General features: G+C 72.6%; 17 protein-coding genes. 12 read left to right on the top strand and 5 right to left on the bottom strand.

Features of this window, described 5'->3' with window-relative positions; translation table 11 throughout:
* Position 1 precedes the first annotated feature (1 nt).
* From ACIP4Y_RS16160 to ACIP4Y_RS16145, 4 genes are all read left to right on the top strand, one after another.
* Positions 2-1171, top strand: a complete 1170-nt coding sequence (locus tag ACIP4Y_RS16160; RefSeq protein WP_358641993.1) for a sensor histidine kinase — start codon at positions 2-4, stop codon at positions 1169-1171.
* A 34-nt stretch (positions 1172-1205) separates the two neighbouring features.
* Positions 1206-1871, top strand: a complete 666-nt coding sequence (locus ACIP4Y_RS16155) for a response regulator transcription factor (protein WP_358641995.1) — start codon at positions 1206-1208, stop codon at positions 1869-1871.
* A gap of 100 nt (positions 1872-1971) precedes the next feature.
* Positions 1972-3264 (top strand): DUF2690 domain-containing protein, encoded by a 1293-nt coding sequence (locus ACIP4Y_RS16150; protein WP_401393267.1) that lies wholly within the window; start codon positions 1972-1974, stop codon positions 3262-3264.
* Between the two features lie 334 nt (positions 3265-3598).
* Entirely contained in the window at positions 3599-4588 is a 990-nt protein-coding gene (locus ACIP4Y_RS16145; protein WP_401393264.1) for a malate dehydrogenase, read from the top strand.
* A gap of 203 nt (positions 4589-4791) precedes the next feature.
* Here ACIP4Y_RS16145 and ACIP4Y_RS16140 read toward each other — a convergent pair whose 3' ends face one another.
* Both ACIP4Y_RS16140 and ACIP4Y_RS16135 read right to left on the bottom strand, forming a co-directional pair.
* Complete coding sequence (locus tag ACIP4Y_RS16140; protein WP_401393261.1) at positions 4792-5613, bottom strand: serine hydrolase domain-containing protein; 822 nt, start codon at positions 5611-5613, stop codon at positions 4792-4794.
* A 73-nt stretch (positions 5614-5686) separates the two neighbouring features.
* Complete coding sequence (locus ACIP4Y_RS16135; RefSeq protein ID WP_401393258.1) at positions 5687-7084, bottom strand: MFS transporter; 1398 nt, start codon at positions 7082-7084, stop codon at positions 5687-5689.
* 99 nt (positions 7085-7183) lie between these two features.
* On the opposite strand from ACIP4Y_RS16135, the gene ACIP4Y_RS16130 reads away from it, so the two are divergent.
* Positions 7184-8101 (top strand): LysR family transcriptional regulator, encoded by a 918-nt coding sequence (locus ACIP4Y_RS16130; RefSeq protein WP_401393255.1) that lies wholly within the window; start codon positions 7184-7186, stop codon positions 8099-8101.
* Here ACIP4Y_RS16130 and ACIP4Y_RS16125 read toward each other — a convergent pair.
* A complete protein-coding gene (locus ACIP4Y_RS16125; protein WP_401393252.1) occupies positions 8087-8839 on the bottom strand; it encodes a hypothetical protein in 753 nt (250 codons plus the stop codon). The two genes, ACIP4Y_RS16130 and ACIP4Y_RS16125, sit on opposite strands and share 15 nt — an antisense overlap.
* Before the next feature lie 199 nt (positions 8840-9038).
* Here ACIP4Y_RS16125 and ACIP4Y_RS16120 point away from each other — a divergent pair, with 199 nt between their 5' ends.
* The 5 genes from ACIP4Y_RS16120 to ACIP4Y_RS16100 all read left to right on the top strand — a co-directional run bounded on the left by ACIP4Y_RS16120 (position 9039) and on the right by ACIP4Y_RS16100 (position 16253).
* The gene (locus ACIP4Y_RS16120) at positions 9039-10559 is read left to right on the top strand and encodes an aldehyde dehydrogenase family protein (RefSeq protein ID WP_401393250.1); all 1521 of its coding nucleotides are present in this window, start codon (positions 9039-9041) and stop codon (positions 10557-10559) included.
* A 61-nt stretch (positions 10560-10620) separates the two neighbouring features.
* Complete coding sequence (locus tag ACIP4Y_RS16115) at positions 10621-12153, top strand: GMC family oxidoreductase (RefSeq protein WP_401393247.1); 1533 nt, start codon at positions 10621-10623, stop codon at positions 12151-12153.
* Positions 12150-13361, top strand: coding sequence for a glycine betaine/L-proline ABC transporter ATP-binding protein (locus tag ACIP4Y_RS16110; RefSeq protein WP_401393244.1), 1212 nt, complete (start codon positions 12150-12152; stop codon positions 13359-13361). Before ACIP4Y_RS16115 ends, ACIP4Y_RS16110 begins: the two co-directional genes overlap by 4 nt.
* Entirely contained in the window at positions 13361-15298 is a 1938-nt protein-coding gene (locus ACIP4Y_RS16105) for an ABC transporter permease (RefSeq protein WP_401393241.1), read from the top strand. The genes ACIP4Y_RS16110 and ACIP4Y_RS16105 overlap by 1 nt, the downstream gene beginning before the upstream one ends.
* A 1-nt stretch (position 15299) precedes the next feature.
* On the top strand, positions 15300-16253 hold the full coding sequence (locus ACIP4Y_RS16100; RefSeq protein ID WP_401393238.1) for an ABC transporter substrate-binding protein: 954 nt from the start codon (positions 15300-15302) through the stop codon (positions 16251-16253).
* Positions 16254-16259: 6 nt separating this feature from the next.
* On the opposite strand, the gene ACIP4Y_RS16095 is transcribed toward ACIP4Y_RS16100, so the two are convergent.
* Both ACIP4Y_RS16095 and ACIP4Y_RS16090 read right to left on the bottom strand, forming a co-directional pair.
* Positions 16260-16982 carry an isocitrate lyase/phosphoenolpyruvate mutase family protein gene (locus tag ACIP4Y_RS16095; protein ID WP_401393235.1) on the bottom strand — a complete coding sequence of 241 codons (723 nt, stop codon included), beginning with the start codon at positions 16980-16982 and terminating at the stop codon, positions 16260-16262.
* A complete protein-coding gene (locus ACIP4Y_RS16090; protein WP_401393233.1) occupies positions 16979-17479 on the bottom strand; it encodes a carboxymuconolactone decarboxylase family protein in 501 nt (166 codons plus the stop codon). The genes ACIP4Y_RS16095 and ACIP4Y_RS16090 overlap by 4 nt, the downstream gene beginning before the upstream one ends.
* Positions 17480-17526: 47 nt before the next feature.
* Between ACIP4Y_RS16090 and ACIP4Y_RS16085 the strand changes: the two genes are divergently transcribed.
* Together ACIP4Y_RS16085 and ACIP4Y_RS16080 are read left to right on the top strand one after the other, a co-directional pair.
* Positions 17527-18924, top strand: coding sequence for a PLP-dependent aminotransferase family protein (locus tag ACIP4Y_RS16085; RefSeq protein WP_401393230.1), 1398 nt, complete (start codon positions 17527-17529; stop codon positions 18922-18924).
* A 112-nt stretch (positions 18925-19036) separates the two neighbouring features.
* On the top strand, positions 19037-20377 hold the full coding sequence (locus ACIP4Y_RS16080) for a hypothetical protein (protein WP_401393227.1): 1341 nt from the start codon (positions 19037-19039) through the stop codon (positions 20375-20377).

Below are 20377 nucleotides of genomic sequence, written 5' to 3'. Positions count from 1 at the left end.
GATGCGACTGAGGACCCCCCGCCCGCTGGTCGTGGACACCCTGATCGCGGTGGCCATGGCCGTGGTGGCCGTCCTGCTCGGGCAGGAGTCCCGGTCGCAGGGATGGCCGGAACTCGACGCCCGCGCCTACGTCCTCGTCGCCCTCGCCCATCTCCCGGTCGCCCTGCGCAGCCGCCGCCCCCTCGTCGTCTTCGCCGTCGTCGAGGCCGCCGCGGTCGGCTTCGTCACCCTCGGCTACTGGCCGGTGGTGTGCACCTTCGGCGCCATGCTCGCCCTCTACACCGTGGCCTCCGTCCGCCCGGTGCGCACCGCCCTGGCCTGCGCCGGCTGCATGGCAGCGGTCTGGGTGTACGCCGGTGTGGTCAGCCACAGCCCGTCCATGGCGTCCGTGCTCGGCCAGGCCCTGCTGTACTGCTCGGTGCTCGTCTGGTTCGGGCACCTGGCCCGCCGTACCGCCGAACTCACCCGGCGGCTGCGGGCCGAACAGGCCGAGCGTGCCCGGCGCGCGGTCGCCGAGGAACGCGGCCGGATCGCCCGCGAACTGCACGACGTCGTCGCCCACCACATGTCGGTCATCTCCGTGCAGGCCGGACTCGCCCGGTTCGTCTTCGACTCCGACCCGGGCAAGGCGCGCGGAGCGCTCGGCACCATAGCGGACACCAGCGGCGAGGCCCTGGAGGAGCTGCGGCGCATGCTCCAGGTGCTGCGCGAGGAGGATCCCGAGGCGCCCGAGCGGGCCCCCATGCCCACCCTGGCCCGGCTCGGCGAACTGGTGGACCGGGTGCGGGCCGGGGGCCTGCCCGTGGACCTCGCCGTCGAGGGCACCGCCCGCCCGCTGCCGCCCGGCGTCGAACTGTGCGCCTACCGCGTCGTCCAGGAGGCCCTCACCAACGCCCTCAAGCACGCCGGGCCCGCACACGCGCGCGTGGAACTCCGGTACGGCCCCCACGATTTGACCGTCCGAGTCACCGACGACGGTGAGGGGGCGGATCCGGCCAGAGTGCCGGTAGGCAGTGGCCACGGCTTGATTGGCATGCGGGAGCGGGCCAAGCTCTACGGGGGGACGATCACCGTCGGCCCCCGCTCCGAGGGCGGCTACGAGGTCCGGCTGACCCTGCCGACGTCGGCCGCCGAGCGCGGCCGCGGGGGCACGCCGGAGGCGGAGCGGTAAGGCAGGCGCACGGCGGGGGGGACGACCGTACGGGATGATCAGAGTGCTCGTCGTGGACGACCAGTTCCTCATCCGCGCCGGACTCGTCGGCCTGCTGGACGCCGCGCCCGGCTTCGAGGTGGTGGGCGAGGCGGGGGACGGCGAGGAGGCCGTACGGCTCGCCGCCGAGACCCGCCCCGACGTCATCCTCATGGACATCCGGATGCCCGGCGTCAACGGCATCGAGGCCACCGAGCGGATCCTCGGCCAGGCCGCCGACCGCCCGCCCCGGGTCCTGGTGCTGACCACCTTCGACCTGGACGAGTACGTGTACGGGGCACTGCGCGCCGGCGCCTCCGGGTTCCTGCTGAAGGACTCCGGGCCCGAGCGGCTGCTCGCGGCGGTCACCGCGGTCGACGGCGGTGACGCGCTGTTCGCGCCCAGTGTCACCCGGCGCCTGGTGGAGGCCTTCGCCCGGCAGCAGGAGCCCGCCGACACCGCGCCGCCGCCCGACCTCGGCGTGCTCACCTCCCGTGAGGTGGAGGTCCTCAAGCTCACCGCTCGCGGCCTGTCCAACCTGGAGATCGCCGACCGCCTCTACATCAGCGAGGCCACCGTCAAGACCCATCTCAACCGCACCATGAGCAAGCTCGACCTGGGCAGCCGGGCGCAGGCGGTGGTGCTGGCGTACGAGACGGGACTGGTGACCCCGGGCGGCTGACCGTCCGCTCCGTGCGTCGCACCTCCCGGAGCTGGGATCCTTGGTCAGCGCGGAACGCGCGGCAAGGAACACGGGGGAAGAGGGGAAGAGGGGGTAGGCGATGCCTCGCTGGAAAGCCCTGCCGGAGGATCTGGAACCGCAGATCAAGGAATTCACCGGCCGGTTGCGTCGGCTGGTGGACGACAGCGGTCTGAGCATCGCGGCGCTGGCCGACCGCACGGGCTACGGCAAGACGTCCTGGGAACGCTATCTGGGCGGCCGGCTCCTGGCGCCCAAGGGCGCGGTCATCGCCCTCGCCGAGGCCACCGGAACCGACCCCGGTCACCTGACCACCCTGTGGGAACTGGCCGAACGCGCCTGGACCCGAGCGGAGCTGCGCCACGACCACACGCTGACCGCGGTCCGCATCACGGAGGCCCGCGCGGCACTGGGAGACCTGGTGACGACACCGGAGCCCGTCGGGGGTGCCGCCGGTGGTGCGTCCGTCGGCGGTGGTGCCGCCGTGGTGCCGGGCATCGCCGGTCCCGCCGGTGTCTCCCCGACGATCCCGGCCCGGCCGGCCGACTCGGGCACCGACATCCAGGACAGCGTGCCGCCCGGATGGGGGTCCGGCGGTTCGGCTGCGGCGTCCGGCAGCGGCATGGGCTCCCGTGCCGGCTCCGACGGTGCCGACGCGCCCCCCAAGAACTCCTGGGGGCTGGCCGGTTACCGGGGTCCGTCGAAGGCGACCGCCCGACCCGGCCCCCGGCCGCCCGCCAGCCCCAGGCCGCCCGCCGGTCCGGCCGACCCCGCCGGCACCCCCGCCGGCGCCGTCCGGACCCCGGCCTCCGCCACCCCGGACCCGGACACACCCGCCCGGACGCCCGCCCCAGGCACCCCCGACAGCCCGCGCTGGTCCGCGCGGTGGCAGCAGGTCGTGATGTTCTTCGCGGGGCTGGTCGGCGTGGGGGCGCTCATCGCCGGGGTCTTGTTCTTCACCCACGGGGACGGTGTCGGGCGCAAGGGCGAGGGTGGCAAGTCGCCCTCCCCGTCGGCACCGGCACGGCCGAGCCCGCCCCCCGGTGTGCAGTGCGCCGGAGCCGCCTGCACGGGGAAGGACGCGGAGGCCATGGGGTGCAGCGGTGAGCTGGTGACGACCGCCAAGACCGCCACCGTGGGGCCGACCACCCTGGAGGTCCGCTACAGCAAGGCGTGCGGCACGGCCTGGGGCCGGATCACCAGCGGCGCACCGGGGGACACGGTGCGGGTCTTCGTGGGCAAGGTCCGCCAGACGGGCGACATCACGGCCGCCGGGGACACCATCGGATACACCCCGATGATCGCGGTACGGAACCCGGCGCAGGCCAGGGCCTGCGCCACGCTCGCCACGGGACAGACGGGCTGCACCGAATGACGGGCCGAAACTCCGAAGGGGCGGCATAGCAGGGCGCATTCCGGGCACGCGAACCGTACCCCCACGGGAGTCCGGTACGCCGGTACCCCCCATCGGCGGCCGTCTCCGTCCCCCCTCTCCCGGACGGGCGGCCGCCTCTTCGTACCCGCCCCTGACGCGGCCGGCACGGCGATACGTCCCTGCTGATCCCCTTGTGGGGTGAGCCACACGGCCCCGGACGACTCACCTGCCGGATGCGCGATAGCCTGACCGCTGGATCTGTCTTGATGCCAAGAGATCGATCATCCGCCCGGGGCAGTGACGCCCCACCGCCAGCTGTCATACGGAGAACGCCATGACCCGCACTCCCGTGAACGTCACCGTCACCGGCGCGGCCGGCCAGATCGGTTACGCCCTGCTCTTCCGCATCGCCTCCGGCCAGCTGCTCGGCGCGGACGTGCCGGTCAAGCTGCGCCTCCTGGAGATCACCCCGGTCCTGAAGGCCGCCGAGGGCACGGCCATGGAGCTGGACGACTGCGCCTTCCCGCTGCTCCAGGGCATCGAGATCACCGACGACCCGAACGTCGCCTTCGACGGCGCCAACGTAGCCCTCCTGGTCGGCGCCCGCCCGCGCACCAAGGGCATGGAGCGCGGTGACCTGCTGGAGGCCAACGGCGGCATCTTCAAGCCGCAGGGCAAGGCCATCAACGACCACGCCGCGGACGACATCAAGGTCCTCGTCGTCGGCAACCCGGCCAACACCAACGCGCTCATCGCGCAGGCCGCCGCGCCGGACGTCCCGGCCGAGCGCTTCACCGCGATGACCCGCCTGGACCACAACCGCGCGCTGACCCAGCTCGCGAAGAAGACGGGTTCCACGGTCGCCGACATCAAGCGCCTGACGATCTGGGGCAACCACTCCGCGACCCAGTACCCGGACATCTTCCACGCCACCGTCGCCGGCAAGAACGCCGCCGAGGTCGTGAACGACGAGAAGTGGCTGGCCGAGGACTTCATCCCGACCGTCGCCAAGCGCGGTGCCGCGATCATCGAGGCCCGTGGCGCGTCCTCCGCCGCCTCCGCCGCGAACGCCGCCATCGACCACGTGCACACCTGGGTCAACGGCACCGCCGAGGGCGACTGGACCTCCATGGGCATCCCGTCGGACGGCTCCTACGGCGTCCCGGAGGGCCTGATCTCCTCCTTCCCGGTCACCTGCAAGGACGGCACGTACGAGATCGTCCAGGGCCTGGACATCAACGAGTTCTCCCGCGCCCGCATCGACGCCTCCGTCAAGGAGCTCGAGGAGGAGCGCGACGCGGTCCGCGGCCTCGGCCTCATCTGATCCGACGTGGTGTCACCCGGCGGCCGGTGCGCTATAGTTGATCACGCACCGGCCGCCGGGAAACCGGCACCAGGTGATGCGTTGGTGGTCCAAGGAAAGACGCCCCGCTTCCTGCGGGGAGATGCAGGTGCAAGGCCTGCCCGGCGCTCCACACACGAGGTCCCCTTCCACAGCTGCGGAAGGGGACCTCGTCGTATCCGGCCCTATGCGCCCCGGAGCAGCTCGATCCCGGCGCGGTCGGTGTCCTCGGCCCGCCCGTTCAGCCGGTGGACCACGACCCAGCGCCCGTCCGCCATCGCCCCGGCGAACACGGACGCGTCCCGGGTGGCGCCGTTGTGCCAGTACAGCGGCCCCGCCGACTGCCAGCCGACGGCCGGCTCGCCCAACCGCCGTTCCACCAGCAGCCGTACGACGAGATCGGCGACGGCACGCGGGGTCGCCCACAGGCCGCCCGCCGGCAGGATCGCGCCGTCCATCGTCCACGGCCTGCGCCGCGCGCCCGGCAGCAGGCCGGGCGCGGTCAGCCGCTGCCCGGGAGCAGGGCGGGCGGTCACCTCGGTGAGGTCCAACGGGCGGAGTACGTAGGCGTCCAGCAGTTCCTCGTAGGCGGCCCCGCCCGCCGCGGCCAGGGCCGCGCCCAGGACGGCGTACCCGAGGTTGGAGTACTCCTCCTCGCCCGGCGGGCGTACGGCGACGGTGTCCAGGGTGCGCACCAGCCGCAGCAACTCCGCCCGGTCGAAGGGCGCGTACGGATCCCGGCGGCCGAGGCGCGGCGGCAGCCGGGGGAGTCCCGAGGTGTGCCGGGCCAGGTGGAGCAGGGTGATGCCCGTGCCGGGCGGCGCCGGGAGCCACCGCTCGACGGGGTCGCCGAGGCCGAGCACGCCCGCCTCCGCCATCCGGGAGAGCACCGTGCCGGTCAGCGCCTTCGTGAGGGACCCGATCTGGACGTACCGGTCCACCGCGTGTCCGCCGGTCACCCGCGGCGGGCCCGCCTCGGTCAGCACACAGGTCGGAATACGGCGCACGGCGGGTCCTCTCGGCGGGCAACTGCGGTCGACGCTACGGATTCTGCGTCCCGGCCCCCACCCGCCGTCGTGTTCAGGCCACCGGCTCCTTGGCCGCAGGTGTGCCCGAGTCCGTGCGGGACGGGCGGCCGGCGGGGCGGTGGCCCGTCACGACCGGCAGCGTCGCCAGCAGGACCACCGTGCCGACGGTGCGCAGGGCCGGGCCCATCCCGCTCGCGAAGTCGGGGTGGCCCGCCAGAGCCGTGCCGGCGACCGCGACGCCGAGGGCCGCGCCGATCTCCCGGGCCGAGGTGCCGAGCCCGGAGCCGAGGCCCGCCCGGTGCGGCGGGAGGGACACCACCACGCCCAGCGTGAGGGCCGGCATGGCGAGGCCGGTGCCCGCCGAGATGACCAGCAGCCAGCACGCGTACAGCGCGTACGGCGTGTGGGCGTCCGCCGTGGACGCGGCCAGCAGGCCCAGGCCGATCAACGCGAGCCCGGTGCCGACGACCGGGCGCGGATGCGCCGACCAGCGGGCCGCGAACTTCGGGACCAGGGCCATGCCGACGATCAGCGGCACGATCGCGACCCCGGTCACCGCGGGCTCGAACCCCTTGACCTCCTGCAGGTACTGCGAGTTGACGAAGAACAGCGCGAACAGCCCGAAGAAGCCGGTCGCCAGGCCCAGCGTCGTCGCGCGCAGCCCGCCGGAGCGGAAGACACGCGGGTCGAACAGCGGTGCGCGGGAGCGCAGGGCGTGGACGGTGAAGGCCGCCAGCAGCAGCGCACCGGCGCCGAACGCGGTCAGGATGCGCGCCGATGCCCAGCCGTGCTCGGGGCCCTCGATGATGCCGAACAGCACGGCCGCCAGGCCCGCGGTGAGCAGCAGGGTGCCGGCCGGGTCCGGGCTGCCGTGCGCGGAGCGGGCGGTGCGCGGGGTGGTCACCGCCACGGCGGCGGCGAGGACGGCCGCCAGCGGCACCATCGCGGCGAACAGCGCCCGCCAGGACAGGTACTGGCCGACCAGGCCGCCGCCCAGGTTGCCCGCCATGCCGCCCAGCCCGATGGCCAGCGTCCAGGACGCCATCGCCTGGGCCCGGCGCTCGGGCCCGGCCAGCTGCACCAGGATCGACATCGTCGCCGGGGTGATCAGCGCGGCCCCGGCCCCGGACAGACCCCGGCCGGCGATCAGCAGCGCGGGCTCGGGGGCGAGCGCGCTGGTCGCGGCGCCCGAGGCGAACAGGGCCAGGCCGGTGAGCAGGGCGCCCTTGCGGCCGTACCGGTCGCCGAGCGCGCCGGCCGGGATCAGCAGACCCGCGAAGACGATGACATAGGCGTCGACCGTCCACAGGATCTCGGTGTGCGAGGGGTGCAGGGCGGACGAACCCAGTTGGGGGATCAGCAGGTTGATGGCAGCGACCATGCTCTGCGCGACCAGCACGCAGGCGCACAGCGTCAGCAGAGTGGGGCGTTTCAGGGCGTGCGCGGGCACGGCTCCTCCCGGGAGCTGGTGGTGGTGTGGGATGCGCCCTCACCGTAGGCTCACCGCAGACCTGCCTTCCAGTGCAACCTTCGCAAGGGATACCTGCACATGACGCAATCCACGGGCCTGGACCTGAACCTGCTGGTCGCGCTGGACGTGCTGCTGGAGGAGGAGAGCGTGCAGGGCGCCGCCCGCCGGCTGCATCTGTCCGAGCCGGCGATGAGCCGTACCCTGGGCCGGATCCGCAAGGCGCTCGGTGATCCGGTGCTGGTCCGGGCCGGCCGCCGGATGGTGCCGACCCCGCACGCGCTCGCGGTACGCGCCGAGGTCGGCGCGGTGGTGGAGCGGGCCCGCGCCCTGTTCGCGCCGAACCGGGACACCGACCTGCGCACGGTCACCCGCACCTTCACGGTCATCGGCCACGACGCGATCGCCGCCACCCACGGCGCCGCCCTGTTCGCCCGCGCCGCCCGGGAGGCCCCCGGCATCCGCCTGCGCTTCCTGGGCGAGAGCCATGTGGACGCCCCGTTCCTGCGCCAGGGCACCGCCGACCTGGAGGTCGGGGTGATCGACTCGGTCGCGCCCGAGGTGCGGGTGGAGACGGTGTACGAGGACCGCATGCTGGGTGTCGTACGGCCCGGACACCCGCTCCTGGAGGGCGAGTTGACGCCCGAGCGGTTCGCCGGGGCGGCGGGGCACCTCATCGTGTCCCGGCGCGGCAGGCAGCACGGGCCGATCGACGACGCCCTCGCCGAACTCGGCCTGGAGCGCCGGGTGGTGGGGAGCGTCGGAACCTATCCGGCCTCGCTGTTCGTGCTGCGCGAGACCGACCTGATCGGGCTGGTCAGCCAGTGGGGCCGGCCGCTCGCCGACACCCTGGGCCTGGTCACCTTCGAGATCCCGCTGCGGCTCCCCACGGTGCGGCTGGGCTTCGCCTGGCATCCGCGCCACGACGCCGACCCGGCCCACGCCTGGCTGCGCGGCTGTGTGCGGGAGCTGATGACGGAGGCGTCAGCTGTGCTGTGACTCGTGCTCCAGGTCCGAAAGGTCCACCGAGTCGCCCGGTGCGGGGGTGCGGGACGGCACCGGTTCGCCGTAGTCCGAGACGCCCGTCGTCTCGTCGGTTCCGCCGCCCTTCTGCACGGACCTGACCAGCCGGTGCGGGCTGTCCGCGGTGATGTAGAGGGTGGTGGGAACGCCGTCCTCCTTGCCCCGCAGCGTGATCACGTCCAGGCCGTCCACCTTGGCCCGCCCGTCCTTCGTCAGCGACTCGTCGGAGGACGTGTCCAGGGAGAGGCCCTTCTGGAGCGCCTTCAGGTCGCAGGCGTGGCCGAAGTCCTTGAAGGTGCTCTCGTTCGTGGTGCCGTGGACGTAGCGGTCCCGGACGAGGTCGGCCGTCTCGTCCCCCTGGCCGTGCAGCTGGGTCTTCCAGTAGGCCCGGTCCGCCTTCATCCAGACCTCGTCGCCCCGCTTGACGATGTCGAAGCTGCCGCCGCCCCGGCCCATCCGGAAGGAGCCGACGCAGTTGCCGGTGCGGTCCAGGGTCAGGTCCATCGAGGTGAGCTTCTCGCTGTTCCCGGCCGCGGCCCGGTCCGTCAGCGTCAGGCGGAGCGAGGTCGCGTCGAGCACGTTCCGCTGCGCCTCCCGGACGAGCTCCCGGGCGTCCGCGTCGCCGCCGTCGTCGGCCGTGGCCGCCGTGACGAGGGCCGGAGAGAGGACCAGGAGCGCGCTCGCCCCCGCACAGATCAGGGATCTTCCGGCCACCGCGCACCTCCGTGATCGCCTCAAGCACCCCGTTACAGCGTAGTTTTGCCCGTTTTCGACCGCATTTTCAGTGACGCGGCGCACTTTCGGCCATCGATTGCGCATGCAACGCGGAGGCCCGGGCAGGCGGCGACGGTCCCCACGCGAGACACCCGTGTGACGCAGGGGCACCGAACAGGAACGGAAGGCGACATCGATCATGGCGCACAGAACGGAACGACAGGCCCGGGCAACCATCCATGCGGGCGGCGAGTGGCTGGAAGCGATCTCCGGCGCCACCCGCGAGATCCTCGACCCCGCGGACGCCCGCCCCTTCGCCGTGGTCGCCGAGGGTGACGAGAAGGACGCGGAGCGCGCGGTCGCCGCCGCCCGGCAGGCCTTCGACCAGGGCCCGTGGCCGCACACCCCGGCCGCCGAGCGTGCCGCCCTGCTGCGCCGCGTCGCCGACCTCCTGGTGCGCGACCGCGAGGACCTCGGCCTGCTGGAGAGCCGGGACGCGGGCAAGACCGTCGAGGAGGGCCGCGTCGACATCGACTGCGTCGCCGACGCCTTCCGCTACTTCGCCGACCTGGTCGCCGCCGAGGCCCCGGGCCGGGTGGTCGACGCGGGCTCGCCCGACATCCACAGCGTGGTCGTCCACGAACCCGTCGGCGTCTGCGCGCTGATCACCCCCTGGAACTATCCCCTCCTCCAGGCCAGCTGGAAGATCGCCCCGGCACTCGCCGCCGGCAACACCTTCGTGATCAAACCCAGCGAGATCACCCCGATGACGACGATCGCCCTGATCGACCTGCTGGCCGAGGCCGGTCTCCCCGCCGGCGTGGCCAACCTCGTCACCGGCCCCGGCCACACCGTCGGCGCCCGGCTCGCCGAGCACCCCGACGTCGACCTGGTCTCCTTCACCGGCGGCCTGGTCAGCGGCACCAAGGTCGCCCAGGCCGCCGCGCCCACCGTCAAGAAGGTCGCCCTCGAACTCGGCGGCAAGAACCCCAATGTCGTCTTCGCCGACGCCTGCGCCACCGAGGAGGGCTTCGACACCGCCGTCGACCAGGCCCTGAACGCGGCCTTCATCCACAGCGGCCAGGTCTGCTCGGCCGGCGCCCGCCTCATCGTCGAGGAGTCGGTCCGCGAGCGCTTCGTCGCCGAACTCGCCCGCCGCGCCACGAAGATCCGCCTCGGCCGCGGCACCGAGGACGGCGTGGAGTGCGGCCCGCTCGTCTCCGAGCAGCAGCGCGCGAAGGTCGAGGCGTACGTCGCCTCCGCGCTCGCGGAAGGCGCCGTACTGCGCTGCGGCGGCAAGCGGCCCGAACCGTCACCGCAGCGGCCCGAGGCCGGCTGGTTCTACGAGCCGACCGTCCTCGACGCCTGCCACCGCGAGATGAAGGTCGTCCGCGAGGAGGTCTTCGGCCCGGTCCTCACCGTCGAGACCTTCCGCACCGAGGAAGAGGCGGTGTTCCTCGCCAACGACACCGAGTACGGCCTCGCCGGCGGCGTCTGGACCAGCGACCCCGGCAAGGCCCGCCGCGTCGCCGGCCGGCTGCGCCACGGCACCGTCTGGATCAACGACTTCCACCCCTACCTGCCGCAGGCGGAATGGGGCGGCTTCGGCAAGAGCGGCACGGGCCGCGAGCTGGGCCCCGCCGGACTCGCCGAGTACCGCGAGACCAAGCACGTCTACCAGAACCTCGCCCCCAAGCCCGTCCGCTGGTTCGCCGGCTGACCCCGAGCCGGCCGACCCCCGCCCCCCACCGTCCTGGAACACCCCCCGGAGTAGTACCCCCATGTCCCACACCCCCCATGTCTACGACTACGTCGTCATCGGCGGCGGCACCGCGGGATCCGTCATCGCCTCCCGCCTCACCGAGAACCCGGACGTCACCGTCGCCGTCATCGAGGGCGGCCCGAGCGACGTCGGCCGCGACGACGTCCTCACCCTGCGCCGCTGGATGGGCCTGCTCGGCGGCGAACTCGACTACGACTACCCCACGGTGGAGCAGCCCCGCGGCAACTCCCACATCCGGCACAGCCGCGCCCGCGTCCTCGGCGGCTGCTCCTCGCACAACACCCTCATCTCCTTCAAGCCCCTGCCCTCCGACTGGGACGAGTGGGAAGAGGCCGGCGCCAAGGGCTGGGGCGCCGTCCCCATGGAGGCCTACTTCGCCCGCCTGAAGAACAACATCGTCTCCGTCGACGAGAAGGACCGGAACGCCATCGCCCGCGACTTCGTCGACGCCGCCCGGTCGGCACTCGGGGTACCCCGGGTCGAGGGCTTCAATCGCAAGCCCTTCACCGAGGGCGTCGGTTTCTTCGACCTCGCCTACCACCCCGAGAACAACAAGCGGTCCTCTGCGTCGGTGGCGTACCTGCACCCGGTGATGGACGAGCGGCCCAACCTGACGATCCTGCTGGAGACCTGGGCGTACAGGCTGGAGCTGGACGGCACCCGCGCCGAGGGCGTGCACGTGCGCACCAAGGACGGCGAGGAGCTGCTGATCCGCGCCCGCAACGAGGTCGTGCTGTGCGCGGGCGCCGTCGACTCCCCGCGGCTGCTGCTCCACTCGGGCATCGGCCCCGCGCAGGACCTCCAGGCGCTCGGCATCCCCGTGGTGCACGACCTGCCGGGCGTCGGCGAGAACCTGCTCGACCACCCCGAGTCGGTCATCGTCTGGGAGACCAACGGGCCGATCCCGGAGAACTCCGCGATGGACTCCGACGCGGGCCTGTTCGTCCGCCGTGACCCGAACAGCCCCGGCCCGGACCTGATGTTCCACTTCTACCAGATCCCGTTCACCGACAACCCGGAGCGGCTGGGCTACGAGCGGCCGGAGTTCGGCGTCTCCATGACCCCGAACATCCCCAAGCCGAAGAGCCGCGGCCGCCTCTACCTGACCAGCGCCGACCCGTCCGTGAAGCCCGCGCTGGACTTCCGGTACTTCACCGACGAGGACGACTACGACGCCCGGACCCTGGTCGACGGCATCCGCATCGCCCGCGAGATCGCCAAGACCGAACCACTGGCCGGCTGGCTCAAGCGCGAGGTGTGCCCCGGGCCGGAGGTCCTCGGCGACGCCGAGCTGAGCGAGTACGCCCGCAAGGTCGCGCACACCGTCTACCACCCGGCCGGCACCTGCAAGATGGGCGCCGCCGACGACGAACTCGCCGTGGTCGACCCGGAGCTGAGGATCCGCGGTCTCGACGGCATTCGCATCGCCGACGCGTCCGTCTTCCCCACCATGACCGCCGTCAACCCGATGATCGGGGTGCTCATGGTCGGGGAGAAGGCCGTCGACCTGATCGGAGGTGACCCCCGATGACTCTCACCGTCCCCACCCGCAAGCCCCCCACCACAACCGAGCCCGTCTTCTCGGTGTCCGGCCTGTGGAAGGTCTTCGGACCCAAGCCGGAGCGGATTCCCGCCGACCCCGAGCTCGCCGCGCTCGACCCCGCCGAACTGCGCTCCCGCACCGGCTGCACGGCCGCCGTCCGGGACGTCTCGTTCGACGTCCGCAAGGGCGAGGTCTTCGTCGTCATGGGCCTGTCCGGCTCCGGCAAGTCCACCCTCGTCCGCTGCCTGACCCGCCTGATCGAGCCGACCGCGGGCACGATCTCCATCGACGGCGAGGACGTCCGCGCGATGGACCGGGCCCGGCTGCGCGAACTGCGCCGGCACCGGGCCGCGATGGTCTTCCAGCACTTCGGCCTGCTCCCGCACCGCACGGTCCTCGACAACGTCGCCTACGGCCTGGAGATCCAGGGCGTCGGCAGGTCCGAACGCCGCGAGCGGGCCGCCGAGTTCGTCGCCAAGGTCGGACTGGAAGGCATGGAGAAGCGCCGCCCCGGCCAGCTCTCCGGCGGCCAGCGCCAGCGCGTCGGCCTGGCCCGCGCGCTGGCCGTGGACCCCGAGGTGCTGCTCTTCGACGAGCCGTTCAGCGCGTTGGACCCGCTCATCCGGCGCGACATGCAGGAAGAGGTGGTCCGCCTGCACCGCGAGGAGGGCCGCACGATGGTCTTCATCACCCACGACCTCAGCGAGGCCCTCAAGCTCGGCGACCGCATCGCCCTCATGCGCGACGGCCGCGTCGTCCAGCTCGGCACGCCCGAGGAGATCGTCGGCTCCCCGGCCGACGACTACGTGCGCGAGTTCGTCCGGGACGTTCCGCGCGAGCAGGTGATGACGGTGGGTACGGCCATGCGCCCGGCCTGCGCCGGCGAGACGGCCAACGGCCCCGCGGTACGCCCCGAGGCCACGGTGGCCGAGGCCATCGAGGCGGTGGCCCGCGCGGGCGCCCCGGCCCGCGTGATGGACCAGGGCCGCTGCCTGGGCGTGGTCGACCACGAGCAGCTGCTCGGCGTGGTGGCGGGCGTGGACCCGGACACGGAGGCCGCCGTGGCGACGGGCGACGATGCCGTCGTGGCCGCGGGCAGTCGTGCCGCCGGGGCGGCACAGGCGGGCGCGGCGGCACCCCGCCGGCGCGGGCAAACGCCCCAACACCCGGCGAGCAACACCCCGGAGGCCGTCTGATGGCCACGCTCAGTGTCCCGGTCCTGCGCACCGGCAAACCCCGCGTCCTCAGGAGCCGTGCCGCGGGCAAGCTCCTCCTGCTCGCCCTCTTCGCCGCGGTCCTGGCCCCCTGGGCAGCGACCCACTGGCCCGGCGCCGCCTGGCCGCACCAGCTGACGGTCCACCTCGACAAACCCCTCACCACCGCCAGCGACTGGGTCATCGACCACCGGGACAGCCACCCCCTGTTCCTGTACTTCTTCGGCTACATCAGCAACGCCGTCATCCTGGCCGTCCGCGCGGTGTACCTCACCCTCCTCGCCGCGGGCTGGGCCGGCGTCACGGCCCTGAGCGCGCTCACCGCCTGGCGCCTCGGCGGCGTCCGCCTGGCCGCCGGCACCGCGGCCGCGTTCCTGGCCTGCGGCGTGCTCGGCATGTGGCTCCCGACCATGCAGACCCTCGCGCTCATGGTCGTAGCGGTCCTCGCCTCCGTCGTCGTGGGCGCGCTCCTCGGACTCGGCGCCGGCCTCTCCGACCGCCTCGACCGCGCCCTGCGCCCGGTCCTGGACACCATGCAGGTGCTCCCGGCCTTCGCCTACCTCCTCCCCGTCGTCCTGGTCTTCGGCATCGGCGTCCCCGCGGCCGTCCTCGCCACCGTCGTGTACGCAGCCCCGCCGATGGCCCGCCTCACCGCGCTCGGCCTGCGCGGCGCCGACCCCGAAGTCCTGGAGGCCGTGGAGTCGCTCGGCGCCACCCGCCGCCAGCGGCTGCTGACCGCGCGCATCCCGCTGGCCCGCAAGGAACTCCTCCTCGGGCTCAACCAGACGATCATGATGGCGCTGTCCATGGCCGTGATCGCCGCCGTCATCGGCGCCGGCGGCCTCGGCGACCGCGTCTACCAGGCGCTCGCCTCGGTCGACGTCGGCGCGGCCCTCGCGGCCGGGATCCCGATCGTGCTGCTCGCGGTGGTCCTGGACCGCGTGACCGCCGCCGCCGGGGACGGGGTGGCGCGCACCCGGACCGTCGGCTGGCCGTACGCCCTCGCCGTCACCGTGGCCGTCGCCCTCGCCACCCGCCTGCTCGGCGCCCTCGACTGGCCCGCCGGCTGGTCCCTGAACATCGCCGAACCGGTCAACCGCGCCGTCGACTGGATGACCGCCCACCTCTACTCCGGCGTCCCCGTGATCGGCGGCACCGCGGACTGGGCGGGCCACTTCACCACCTGGATCCTGGACCCGGTCCGGGACGGCCTGCAGTGGCTGCCCTGGTGGTCGCTGCTGCTGATCGTCGCCGCGCTGGCCTGGCTGATCGGCACCTGGCGCACCGCGCTGACCGCCGTCCTCGCCATGGCCGCGATCGGCGTGCTCGGCGTGTGGGAGCCGTCGCTCGACACCCTCTCCCAGGTGCTGGCCGCCGTCGCCGTCACCCTCGTCCTCGGCTTCGCGACCGGCATCGCCGCGGCCCGCAGCGACCGGGTCGAACGCGCGCTGCGCCCGGTCCTGGACGTCTTCCAGACCATGCCGCAGTTCGTGTACCTGATCCCGGTCGTCGCCCTGTTCGGCGTCGGCCGCGCCCCCGCCGTCGCCGCGGCCGTCGTCTACGCCCTCCCGGCCGTCGTCCGGATCACCACGCAGGGCCTGCGCCAGGTCGACCAGGCCGCGCTGGAGTCGGCGCGCTCGCTCGGCGCGACCGGCCGCCAGCAGCTGTGGCAGGTGCAGCTCCCGCTGGCCCGGCGCGCCCTGCTGCTCGCCGTCAACCAGGGCGTGGTCCTGGTGCTGGCCGTGGTCATCATCGGCGGCCTGGTCGGCGGCGGCGCCCTCGGCTACGACGTCGCCTTCGGCCTCGCCCAGGGCGACCTGGCGACCGGCCTGGTCGCCGGTGCCGCCATCGTCTGCCTGGGCCTGATGCTCGACCGGGTGACCCAGCCGACGGAGCGCCGACCGGGGAAGGGAGCCTGACATGCGCCTTCGTACGACCCTCCCGGCCGCCCTCGCCGTGCTGGGCCTGGCCAGCGGCTGTGGCGCCGCCGACATGACCAAGCAGGCCTCGCCCTTCGCGAACGCCGGCGGCGCCAAGTCGGTCACCCTGTCCGTGCAGTCCTGGGTGGGCGCGCAGTCCAACGTGGCCGTCGCCCAGTACATCCTGGAGCACAAGCTCGGCTACCGCGTCGACACCGTCCAGGTCGACGAGGTGCCCGCGTGGGACGCGCTCAGCCAGGGCCGCGTCGACGCCCTCCTGGAGGACTGGGGCCACCCGGACCAGGAGAAGCGGTACGTCACCGACAAGAAGACGATCACGCCCGGCGGCGACCTCGGGGTGACCGGGCACATCGGCTGGTTCGTGCCGACGTACCTGGCCAAGCAGCACCCGGACATCACCGACTGGCGGAACCTGAACAAGTACGCCTCGCTCTTCCGCACCGCGGAGAGCGGCGGCAAGGGCCAGCTGATGGACGGCTCCCCGTCCTACGTCACCAACGACAAGGCGCTGGTGAAGAACCTGAAGCTGGACTACCAGGTCGTCTTCGCCGGTTCCGAGGCGGCGCAGATCACCCAGATGAAGCAGTTCGCCAAGGAGAAGAAGCCCTTCCTGACCTACTGGTACTCGCCCCAGTGGCTGTTCAGGAAGGTGCCCATGACGGAGGTGAAGCTGCCGCCGTACAAGGAGGGCTGCGACGCGGACCCGGCGAAGGTCGCCTGCTCCTACCCGCACACCCCGCTGCAGAAGTACCTGAACGCGGACTTCGCCAAGACCGGCGGCAAGGCGGCGGCCTTCCTGAAGAAGTTCCGGTGGACGACGGAGGACCAGAACGAGGTCTCCCTGATGATCGCCGAGCAGAAGACGGACCCGCAGGAGGCGGCGAAGAAGTGGGTGGACAGCCACCCCGACGTGTGGAAGAAGTGGCTGTCCTGATCCTGCTTACGGCGTGATCCCGTCGGCGATCTCCCGCAGCGCGGCCGCGGCCCGCAGCTGGAGGGCCGGCCCGAAGGTGATCCGGGTGGCCCCGAGCCCGCCGAGCGCGGCGGGCGAGGGGCCGTCCGCGTCCGGCAGGGCGATGGCGTTCAGCGGGCCCTGGATCCCGGCCCGCAGCAGGGGCAGTACGGCGGGCGGGGCGAAGAGCGGATAGATGCAGTCCGCGCCCGCCGCGACGTACAACGCGGCCCGCTCGATGGCCCGTTCGGGATCGCCGTCGCCGTGCACGAAGATGTCCACGCGGGCGTTCACGAACAACCGGCCTTCGGCGGCAGCCCGTACCTCGGCGAGGAACTCCGCGTGCGCGTGCGGATCCTTGAGGACACCCCCGTCGGAGTCCTCGAGGTTGCACCCGACGGCCCCCGCCTCCAGCAGCCGCTCCACCAGCTCCTTGGGCGCGAGCCCGTACCCTGCCTCGACGTCCGCCGACACCGGCACGTCCACGGCCCGGGTGATCCGGGCGACCGCCGCGAACATCTCGTCGGCCGGGGTGGCCCCGTCCGGGTACCCGAGCGAAGCGGCCACCCCCGCGCTGGGCGTGGCCAGCGCGGGGAACCCGGCGTCGGCGAACACCCGCGCGCTCGCCGCGTCCCAGGGCCCCGGCAGGACCAGAGGATCACCTGGGGCGCGCCCCTGGTGCAATGCGCGGAACTCGTTCGCCTTGCTCATCCGTGCTGCCCGGGCTGGTAGTGCCCCGGGGTCATCCGGAAGGTCACACCGAACCGGTTCCAGGCGTTGATCACCGTGATCGCGGCGACCAGCTGGGCCAGCTCGCCCTCCTCGAAGTGCTCGGCGGCCCTGGCGTACACCTCGTCCGGCACGAACCCGTCGGTCAGCACGGTGACCGCCTCGGTCAGCTCGATCGCCGCCAGCTCCTTCTCGGTGTAGAAGTGCCGCGACTCCTGCCATGCGCTCAGCTGCACGACCCGCTCGACGCTCTCACCGGCCGCGAGGGCGTCCTTGGTGTGCATGTCGAGGCAGAACGCGCAGTGGTTGAGCTGCGAGGCACGGATCTTCACCAGCTCGTAGAGCTTGGGGTCCAGGCCCCGCTTGGCGACGCTGTCCAGGCGGATCATCGCCTTGTAGACGTCGGGGGCGTGCTCGGCCCAGCCCAGACGCGGGGCCTCTTCGGCGGCGTATGCGACGGTTTCCTGTGCAGTGCTCATGCCCTCGACCCTAGGAGCGAGGCAGCCCAGGAGTATGGTCCATTTCCATGGCGAGTTCCTGGGCCACTTTGGGCGTCGACCTGCACCTCGAACCGAGCGGGACGGGCGGTGTGCGCCGGGGCCTGACCGACGCCCTGCGCGACGCGGTCCGCTCCGGCCGGCTCGCCCCCGGCACCCGGCTGCCGTCCTCCCGCTCCCTCGCCGCCGACCTCGGCATCGCCCGCAACACCGTCGCCGAGGCCTACGCCGACCTGGTCGCGGAGGGCTGGCTCACCGCCCGGCAGGGCTCCGGCACCCGGGTGGCGGCCGGCGTCCCCCACGGCCCCACGGCACCCTCCGCCCCCGCGCCACCCCACCGCACCCCCGCCCTCCCGCGCCACGACCTCGTCCCCGGCACCCCCGACCTGGCCGCCTTCCCGCGCACCGAGTGGCTCAAGGCCGCCCGCCGGGCCCTGGCCACGGCCCCCTTCCACGCCCTCGGCTACGGCGACCCGCGTGGCCGCCCCGAACTGCGCACCGCCCTCGCCGGCTACCTCGCCCGCGCCCGCGGTGTGCGTACCGACCCCGACACCCTCGTGATCACCGCGGGCTTCTCGCACGCCCTGACCCTCCTCGGCAAGGTCCTGCGGGCCCGCGGAGTGCACACGGTGGCCGTGGAGTCGTACGGCCTCGACGTCCACTGGGCGCTGCTGCGCAAGGCGGGCCTCGCCACGCCCCCGCTGCCCTACGACGACCTCGGCACGGACCCCGGCGAGCCGGGCGAGGCCGGAGCGGTCCTGCTCACCCCCGCCCACCAGTTCCCGATGGGCGTGCCCCTGCACCCAGACCGGCGGGCCGCCGTCGTCGCCTGGGCGCGCCGCACCGGCGGGCTGATCCTGGAGGACGACTACGACGGCGAGTTCCGCTACGACCGCCAGCCCGTCGGCGCCCTGCAGGGGCTCGCCCCCGACCGGGTCGTCTACCTCGGTACGGCCAGCAAGTCACTCGCGCCCGGACTGCGGCTGGGCTGGATGGTGCTGCCGCCGGCCCTGGCCGCGGAGGTGACCTCGGCCAAGGGCCGTGCGGACACCGTCGGCGCGCTGGAGCAGCTCACCCTCGCGGAGTTCCTCACCTCCGGCGCGTACGACCGCCACGTCCGCTCCTCCCGCCTGCGCTACCGCCGCCGCCGCGACGCCCTCACCGCGGCCGTGACCGCCCGGGCCCCCGAGGTCCGGGTCACCGGCATCGCCGCCGGACTGCACGCGGTCCTGTGCCTCCCCCCGGGCACCGAGGAATCGGTGGTCCAGGCCGCGGCCTGGCAGGGCCTGGCCCTCCACGGCCTCTCCTTCCACCGCCACCCGCAGGCCGTCACGGAGCGGTTGGACGCCCTGGTCGTCGGCTACGGAACGCCTCCGGACAGCGCGTGGGCGGGGGCGCTGGAGGCGTTGTGCCGGGTGTTGCCCTAGGGCTCGCGGAAGCCGGCACATGCCAACTGCAGAGGGGTTGTAAAGGAGGACCAAACAGGAGCATATTCATTTGGCGCCCTCGGGGGCAGCGTGATTTTTCGCGGGGGAGGGTATGGGGCGCAACTTTCTCACCACAAGAACCGAACGTGTCCGTAGGCATGTTCGAACTCACCTTTCGCGCGCTCTGGTCAGTTCGGTCAGTTCCGTCGCCGTACTGGCAGGATTTCTGTCGGCGGCCGGCGTGGTGTGGCCCCTGTGGTCGTATGTGGCCCTGTGCATCGCGGGCGCACTCGTCTTCCTCGGCGCGTTCGCCGTGCCACCCGCACAGTTGCGGTACGTGCTGCTCGCCGCCAGTTACACCGATTCCCAATTGGCTCCGCGACGGTCATCCATGCGGGAAGTCACGCCCGGAGCACCGGTACGGCGTGTGGCGTCGGCCGCAGTGGACGATCCGGTGTATCTGGGGGGCCTGCGAGCCCTGCTGCCCTCGGATGCGCCATTGATCGTCGTCCCGAGTGGCTCGCGGGACCTGCCCGATCCGGGTGAATTACCGGTTCCGATTCGTGCCAACCGCAAGGGCTACTCCTTCGTGCAACTGGACCGGTCCGCACTGGGTGTTCCCGTCCCCGACGTCACCTTCAGCAGGGAACTGCCGGCCGGCGCTCCGGACGGTGACCACTCGGGTGCCGTTCGCGATCTCACCTTCGCCGCGCAGTTGGCCGCAGCTCTGACGGAACCCGGACATGCGGTTCCGCTGCTCATGCCGGAACACTGTGTCGACGCCCGCCAACTCGCGGACCACGACGTCGTCGTGGTCGGCGGGCCCGACGTCAATTTCTGGCACGCCGCCCTGTACGAGACGGTGTTCGCTTCTTTCGCCACGCCCACCAGCAGCGTCCCGCTGGCGATGGGCATGCGGAGCGAACGAAAAGGTGTGGCGAACTATGGATCGACCTACGTGCACGTGAATCTCGACGGGCTTGCCGGCGTTTTTCCCTTGGCTGAATCCGATACATACGACATCGATGACCGCCTGTATCCTGCGTATGGAATGATTCTTGCCTGCCGAAATCCGTTCGCCGCCGCGCTGGGAAAGTCTCATTGGTGCACGTTCGTTGCAGGACTCACTTCGGTCGCCACAGCGGGAAGCGTCCACGCCCTCGCTGAAATTCTGCACGTCATGCGCGCCGACCCGGAGCGCAACTTCCACAGCCCCGTCCCCACGACCGGCAGGAACGTCCAGGCGAATGTGTCGGCATTGCTCTGCCGGGTGATGGAGGTCGAATACCCGATCATGCGCCGAGACGGCGCATTGGTACCGAGACAGCGACACTCCCTGCCGGCAGAGGGCCGGGACCCGCACCACAGTTCTTCCGGAACACCCACGAAAGTCCAGTACCTCGATTTCCGAGGTGCCCAGCCACTCTGGCGCGATGTGACAGCCGATCAGTGA

The sequence above is a fragment of the Streptomyces sp. NPDC088810 genome (assembly GCF_044750305.1).
In the GTDB taxonomy this organism is placed as follows: Bacteria; Actinomycetota; Actinomycetes; order Streptomycetales; family Streptomycetaceae; genus Streptomyces.
This window is presented reverse-complemented; position numbering and strand designations above follow the sequence as displayed.

Excerpts from the sequence above, each read along its gene's own strand:
- ACIP4Y_RS16160 (WP_358641993.1), top strand. The coding sequence starts at position 2 with ATGCGACTGAGGACCCCCCGCCCGCTGGTCGTGGACACCCTGATCGCG.
- ACIP4Y_RS16155 (WP_358641995.1), top strand. The coding sequence starts at position 1,206 with ATGATCAGAGTGCTCGTCGTGGACGACCAGTTCCTCATCCGCGCCGGA.
- ACIP4Y_RS16150 (WP_401393267.1), top strand. The coding sequence starts at position 1,972 with ATGCCTCGCTGGAAAGCCCTGCCGGAGGATCTGGAACCGCAGATCAAG.
- ACIP4Y_RS16145 (WP_401393264.1), top strand. The coding sequence starts at position 3,599 with ATGACCCGCACTCCCGTGAACGTCACCGTCACCGGCGCGGCCGGCCAG.
- ACIP4Y_RS16130 (WP_401393255.1), top strand. The coding sequence starts at position 7,184 with ATGACGCAATCCACGGGCCTGGACCTGAACCTGCTGGTCGCGCTGGAC.
- ACIP4Y_RS16120 (WP_401393250.1), top strand. The coding sequence starts at position 9,039 with ATGGCGCACAGAACGGAACGACAGGCCCGGGCAACCATCCATGCGGGC.
- ACIP4Y_RS16115 (WP_401393247.1), top strand. The coding sequence starts at position 10,621 with ATGTCCCACACCCCCCATGTCTACGACTACGTCGTCATCGGCGGCGGC.
- ACIP4Y_RS16110 (WP_401393244.1), top strand. The coding sequence starts at position 12,150 with ATGACTCTCACCGTCCCCACCCGCAAGCCCCCCACCACAACCGAGCCC.
- ACIP4Y_RS16105 (WP_401393241.1), top strand. The coding sequence starts at position 13,361 with ATGGCCACGCTCAGTGTCCCGGTCCTGCGCACCGGCAAACCCCGCGTC.
- ACIP4Y_RS16100 (WP_401393238.1), top strand. The coding sequence starts at position 15,300 with ATGCGCCTTCGTACGACCCTCCCGGCCGCCCTCGCCGTGCTGGGCCTG.
- ACIP4Y_RS16095 (WP_401393235.1), bottom strand. The coding sequence starts at position 16,982 with ATGAGCAAGGCGAACGAGTTCCGCGCATTGCACCAGGGGCGCGCCCCA.
- ACIP4Y_RS16090 (WP_401393233.1), bottom strand. The coding sequence starts at position 17,479 with ATGAGCACTGCACAGGAAACCGTCGCATACGCCGCCGAAGAGGCCCCG.
- ACIP4Y_RS16085 (WP_401393230.1), top strand. The coding sequence starts at position 17,527 with ATGGCGAGTTCCTGGGCCACTTTGGGCGTCGACCTGCACCTCGAACCG.
- ACIP4Y_RS16080 (WP_401393227.1), top strand. The coding sequence starts at position 19,037 with ATGGGGCGCAACTTTCTCACCACAAGAACCGAACGTGTCCGTAGGCAT.